At 58.6% G+C, this 5,794-nt stretch carries 8 protein-coding genes; all 8 read left to right on the forward strand.

The window, feature by feature from the left end; all coding sequences use genetic code 11:
• On the forward strand, window positions 1-213 hold a 213-nt coding region (locus BQ4888_RS17550; protein ID WP_170232997.1), incomplete at its 5' end, for a hypothetical protein.
• 11 nt (window positions 214-224) lie between these two features.
• Window positions 225-2,552 carry a tape measure protein gene (locus BQ4888_RS08925; RefSeq protein WP_092056560.1) on the forward strand — a complete coding sequence of 776 codons (2,328 nt, stop codon included), beginning with the start codon at window positions 225-227 and terminating at the stop codon, window positions 2,550-2,552.
• A 91-nt stretch (window positions 2,553-2,643) separates the two neighbouring features.
• Window positions 2,644-3,096, forward strand: a complete 453-nt coding sequence (locus BQ4888_RS08930) for a regulatory protein GemA (protein WP_092056562.1) — start codon at window positions 2,644-2,646, stop codon at window positions 3,094-3,096.
• 76 nt (window positions 3,097-3,172) lie between these two features.
• Window positions 3,173-3,346 (forward strand): hypothetical protein, encoded by a 174-nt coding sequence (locus BQ4888_RS17555; protein WP_170232998.1) that lies wholly within the window; start codon window positions 3,173-3,175, stop codon window positions 3,344-3,346.
• A 141-nt stretch (window positions 3,347-3,487) separates the two neighbouring features.
• Window positions 3,488-3,919 (forward strand): hypothetical protein, encoded by a 432-nt coding sequence (locus BQ4888_RS08935; RefSeq protein ID WP_092056563.1) that lies wholly within the window; start codon window positions 3,488-3,490, stop codon window positions 3,917-3,919.
• Between the two features lie 233 nt (window positions 3,920-4,152).
• The gene (locus tag BQ4888_RS08940; RefSeq protein WP_140396633.1) at window positions 4,153-4,890 is read left to right on the forward strand and encodes a hypothetical protein; all 738 of its coding nucleotides are present in this window, start codon (window positions 4,153-4,155) and stop codon (window positions 4,888-4,890) included.
• A gap of 232 nt (window positions 4,891-5,122) precedes the next feature.
• Window positions 5,123-5,449, forward strand: a complete 327-nt coding sequence (locus tag BQ4888_RS08945) for a MerR family transcriptional regulator (protein WP_092056567.1) — start codon at window positions 5,123-5,125, stop codon at window positions 5,447-5,449.
• Complete coding sequence (locus BQ4888_RS08950) at window positions 5,439-5,765, forward strand: hypothetical protein (protein ID WP_092056568.1); 327 nt, start codon at window positions 5,439-5,441, stop codon at window positions 5,763-5,765. The genes BQ4888_RS08945 and BQ4888_RS08950 overlap by 11 nt, the downstream gene beginning before the upstream one ends.
• Window positions 5,766-5,794: the final 29 nt, after the last annotated feature.

Below are 5,794 nucleotides of genomic sequence, written 5' to 3' on the forward strand. Positions count from 1 at the left end.
GAAAAAGCCCTGAGATCGACCCAGGCGGAACTGGTCAAGGTTGTAAGTTTGCTCCGCCTGGCCTCGGATGCCGCGATAGGTTGCCCGCTGGCACAGGCCGGGGAAGTTGTTGACGATATTGGAGCCGTTGCCGACGTGGCCTTGGAGAAAGTAAAGAACGCAATCGACAGCCTTGATGACATTGACCGCTATTTTCGAGTCAATCGGAGCTAGGAGGTACACCCATGAATAACGCGGGCATGTTCGTCGAAATCAAAACCAAGGGGGCCGAAGCGGCACGTAGCGCCGTCGGTTCCTTGCGAGGCGAGCTGAACCAGGCGGCCCGGGCGACTGATGCGCTCATGCGCTCGGCCGTCGCCATGGGGGTGGCCTCGGCCGCCGCCTTCGGCGCGCTCTCGGCTAAAAAACTCGTTGACGTGACCCGTGAGTTCGACGTGCTCAACGCGCAACTTATCACAGCGACGGGCGGGACGGAACAGGCAGCCAAGGTTTTTGAGCACCTGGAACGCTTCGCCGCCGAAACGCCCTATGACCTCGCCCAAGTCACGGATTCTTTCGTCAAGCTGGTCAACTACGGGCTGACCCCTTCCAAGGAAGCCCTGACCAGCTACGGCGACACGGCGAGCGCCCTGGGCAAAGACCTGAATCAGATGATCGAAGCCGTCGCCGATGCCGCCACCGGCGAGTTCGAGCGGCTGAAAGAGTTCGGCATTAAGTCCAGCTCCGAGGGCGACCGGGTTAAGTTCACCTTCCGTGGTATCACCACCGAAGTCGGCAAGAACGCTGAGGAAATCGAAGGCTATCTGATTTCCCTGGGGCAGAACAATTTCGCCGGAGCCATGGCCGAACGCATGAACACCCTTGACGGCGCCCTGTCGAATCTCGGCGATGCCTGGGACGCGCTCTTCCGGCAGATTTCCGATCAGGGTGTGGGCGACCTCATTGAAGAGGGGGTGCGCAAGGCGACGGCAGGGATTGAAGAGCTGACCGACATGCTCGCCTCGGGGCAGATCGAGGGCTACCTCGCCGCCATCGGCGGGAAGTTCGACGGGTTTGGCAACGACGTCGAAACGACCTTGCAGATCATCAGCCGGATGTTCGAGGAAGAAAGCGGTGGCTGGGGCGAAGATGTGAGCGGCGCCGTCGAATGGATGAGCCGCGCCTTTGCCCAGTTCCCCGAAAACGTGCGGGCGGCGGTGCAAATCGCGACGGTGGAGATCGCCTCTTTCGTGGACAAGGCCCGGGCGCAGGCGGCCGAGGCGTTCAACTGGAAGGAAATAGCCCTTCGTGCCGGCGGGCCAATGGGCAACGCCATTGCCGCCCTGACCGACACCACCGGCCTGGAAGCGAAGCTCCAGAACATCAACCAGGCGCGCAACGAAAGCATTGACGCCATTCTCGCCGAACGCGCTACCGCCCTGGCCAGCTTCGACACGCAGATCGAAAGCGCCGAGCGCTTGCGGCAAAAATACGATGAGCTGAAAGCGTCCAAGACCACCACCGGCGACCCGCTTGCCGGGTTCAAGATCGGTGGCAGCGAAGGCGGCACGGCGGCGGGCGCAACCGGCGGCGGGAAGGCGGCGAAAGCCCCCCGCGAAACGACGCCTAAGATCAGCGCCGAAGAGCGCGAAGCCGAGCGGCTGCAAGAGCAACGCGCCCGCGACTATGCCGACCTGCTCGAATCGCTGATGAGCGAGGAAGAGGCGATCCAGGCCAGCTACGAGCGGCGCATGCAAATCGTTCTCGACAACACCGCGCCGGAGAGTGAAGCGCGGGCGGACCTCTCGGCCAAGCTGAAGGAAGAGCGGGACGCCGAGCTTGCCGACATGAAAGCCTACCGGCTTGCCGAGGTCGAATCCATCCGCGATTCGCTCATGACCGAAGAAGAAGAGATCCTTGCCAGCTACGAACGGCGGCGGGAAATCGTGCTGGCGAATACGGAGATCACCGAGGCCGAACGCGCCGACCTGATGGAGAAGTTGGCCGCCGACTATACCGCCCGACAGATGGCGATGGAGCAAGAGCGCCAATCGATGGTGCTTTCCGCCTCGGCCTCGATGTTTGGCGAAATGGCCGGACTCGCCAAGACCTTCGCCGGAGAACAGTCGGACGCCTACAAGGCGTTGTTTGCCGTTTCCAAAGCCTTCGCCATCGCCGATGCGACCATCAAAGTAACGCAAGCCATCGCCACCGCCGCCGCTTCGACCACATGGCCCGCGAACCTCGCCGCCATGGCGTCGGTTGCGGCTTCGACGGCGGGGCTGGTGGGAACTATTGCCGGGACCAATTTCAGCGGCGCTTACGACCAGGGAGGAATCATCCCAGCCGGTTCGATTGGTCTGGTTGGCGAGTACGGGCCGGAGCTGGTTAAGGGACCAGCGACGGTGACGAGCCGGGAAGAGACGGCCCGGCTGGCCCGGTCCGGCGGCAAGGCGATTACCATGAATAACACCTTTGTCCTGAATTCCGACGCGCAGGTCGACCAGTTCCGCCAGAGCGAGCGTCAACTTGAATCCAGTTTTTCGCGGGCACTTCGGAGGGCCGATTACTGATGACTTACCCCTGGGCACCCTACCAGCGGCCGCTGGCCGTCACGTTGCCGATTACCACGAGCGATCCTATCCGACTGGCACGGAGACCGGAATGACGTCGAAAAAAACAAGCGGGATCACCCCAGCCCAAAACAAGAAAATCCATGCCCTGAAAAATGCCCTTGGTCTGGACGATGCCGTTTACCGTGAAATTTTGGCCGGTTTCGGGGTTTCGACCTCCCGCTCTCTGACCTTCTCCGGGGCCGAAGAACTGATTGAACGGTTTGAACGTGACGCCCTGGCCATCGGGGCCTGGCGGAAAATCCCCTCCAAGAAGATCGGCACCGGCTACCGGGAGGGGTTCGCCACGCCCAAGCAGCTCGACATGATCGCCGCCCTTTGGGCCGAAGTCAGCACCGCCCCACCGGACAAACGGGAAGGGGCGTTACGGAAATTTGTTACACGTCAGGCGAAGGTTACGGACTTGCGCTTTTTACGGGCGGGCGATGCCTCCCGGGTTATCTGCGCCCTGAAAGCCATGAACCGCCAGGCGGGGGACGAATGAGGCACGATCACTGCCCCCATTGCAGGGCGAAGCGGCCGAACCTCAATGAATTCAGGGAGGCCGCCGGGGAGGACGGATGGATTTTGACGGTTCGCTGTCTGCTTTGCGGTTGGCGGGAATCGGAGAAGGACAACCGAAGTTATCGCTTCTTGGGTTGGTCTTCAGAATGGCCGCCCCGATTCTGGTGAACAGGAACGGGAGGAAGAGACAGGACGGCGGCGAAAGCCAGATTGCAGAATTTGCCCCGTGAGCCGTCGAAAAGTCAAAACCTATACAACGGTAGCCATAAAGAAAAATCGTTGAATACAGCGAAGTTTAAAAAGGGTTTTAACACGGTTTCGGAATTAGGTAGGGACCGGAAAAACGGAAATCAACGAGGAAAGGACATTTTATGACCGAAGAGCAGGAAAAAGTCTGTCGGATGATGGGAATCAGCCGGGACGAATTTGAAGCGGCTCGAAACTCGGAACAGGCGGCGGCGATGAGTCGCGACCGGGGGGAGTCCGCCCCGGAAAAAATCGCGCGGTTGATGGGCGGCGGTTACGGATCGGCGCGGAACCAGGCCGAAACCGAAAAAGAAATCATCTTCGGCGAAGAAGTGGACCCGCTGAAGTTGGCCGAAGCAAAGGCCGCCGTGGCGAAACTCATGAAGCTTTCACCGGCCGAAGCGGCCAAACGGGAAGCCGAGGCCCGAAATATCGCCGAAGCCACTGCCCCCTTGACCGTGGAAGAGCTCGCCGCCTGTTGGATGCTGGGGATTACGCCCCTGGCCTATTACAGCGCCAAAGGTGAAGCCGCAGGCCTCCCCCCTACCTTTATCTAGGATTGAAAGGACGAACCCCCATGAAAATCAGCGAGCGTTACCAGGCGAAAAAATCCATTGAAACCAAAATTTCGGCAATCAAGAGCGAAATTTCGGAGATCAACCTCCCGGGCCTTGCCATTAAGGCCGGTGATGCAAGAACCCGATACGAAAGCGCCCTTCACAGAGTTGACGGTTCCGGGGATCGAGCTTCGGAGCGAACCCGTTCCGAATTGGCCGCCTTGAAAGATGCCATGGAAAGAGCGAAAGCCGACCACCAGGCCGCCGCGGATCGTGAAGCCCGCTTGAAGAAGGAACTTCATGAAGCCCTCGCCGCCCTTGAGTCTATCGGGGTCGAATGCAGTGCGAATGAATTGAAGGCGCTACAAGAGAAAATCCACGAAGTGAAGCTGAAAATTGATGAAATCGACAGTGCCGAGGCCGGTTTCCTTCGTTCCGAAGAAGTCAATTATAGTCTTTATGCCGAAGCGATGGCCATGGAGACGGAAATTGAAAACCTCCTAGCCGACCAGGCCTTGGGGGTGAAGTGCGGCGACAAGATCGCCGCTCTTAAAGAAAAACTTGCCGAGAATCAAGCCAATGCCGCAGCCGGTCCCGGGAATCTCGACGGGGTGATTTTAGCCCTTGGGGAAAGGCGGGACCAGGAGAAGGTAAAGCTTCTCGACCTGCAAGAGCAACAGCGGTTCGCCCTGAACGGTTATCTTTCCGCCTTGGCCCGGGAAACCTCTTATGAATACCAGGCCGCCGCCGATTCCTTGGAAATCGCCCTGTCCACCCTTTACGCCCTGGCGAAACTTCAGGAGCAAGTCAGCAACGGGGCTGTCGTCGACCCGATTGTGAAGAATTGGCACCCGGTAAAAATTCCGGCGGTTGTCGAACCCGGTTATATCTTCGATTCCGCAAACATTGACCGCGCCAACGCCCTGGAAATGGTCAAGAGCAACATCCAGCAGGCCGGGGTCAAGATGTAAGTTTCACCTCCCCCTCGCCAAGACAGGCGGACCATAGGCGGGGGGGAGGAGCCTGGGGGATTCTTTCACCTTCATGCTCTCCTCTATGGTCTGCCAGGGAATTAAAGTGACGGTCCCCGGCTTCGGCCGCCCCCCGTCACTTTTTTTGTAACCGCCCAAGTGTGACGTATTCTGTCGCAAGCGTGTAAGATAGGGGGACCGACAACCCCTTATTGACAGGAGCGCCGCCACGATGGGAAAGGAAGAGCCCGAACGCTTTCAAGCCGACGATGCCACCGGAAAACAACTATTGACCGCTATCCTTGATCGTGTCGGGCTGCCCGTGCGCCCCTGTTACTGCCGGGGGGACGTGATGCGGATACTTGGGGTTAAGAGACAGACCTTTTCGCGTATGGTCAATTATTACGATGAATACCCGGACGGCCGGATAGCCAAGCCTTGGATGCTGGACAGTTTTCGGATTTTTAGTCATTGCCGGGTTACATTTGATGACTTGACCGCCTGGCTTGAAAGAAACCGTGAAAAAGCACTCGAAAGGATTCATAAAAATGACGATTGAAGCGCAAGCAAACAGGATTTATGAGCTGGTTAAAGGCCTTCCGAACAACGAAGCATTGAAGGCCTTGCACCTTGCAACGGGCCGGATATTGCAAAAGTCCAGAATTCAGGCCATCGAATCTTGGGTTATCACGCCCAAGAGAACGCCCCGGTCACGAATCGAAAAAGACCCGGAAATTAAAGAATTCCTTCTTTCACAAACCGAACCCAGCACCATTGCCCAACTGTTGGCCGAAATTTCCAGCCGCTTTGGAGAAGACCGGACCCCTTCAAAGACCGGCCTTGCCCGCTGGTTCAAGAAGATGCAAGGCCGGTAAAGTAGAAACCAGCGAGCCCGCAGGCCGCC

The organism is Desulfuromonas acetexigens (genome assembly GCF_900111775.1).
Classification (GTDB): domain Bacteria; phylum Desulfobacterota; class Desulfuromonadia; order Desulfuromonadales; family Trichloromonadaceae; genus Trichloromonas; species Trichloromonas acetexigens.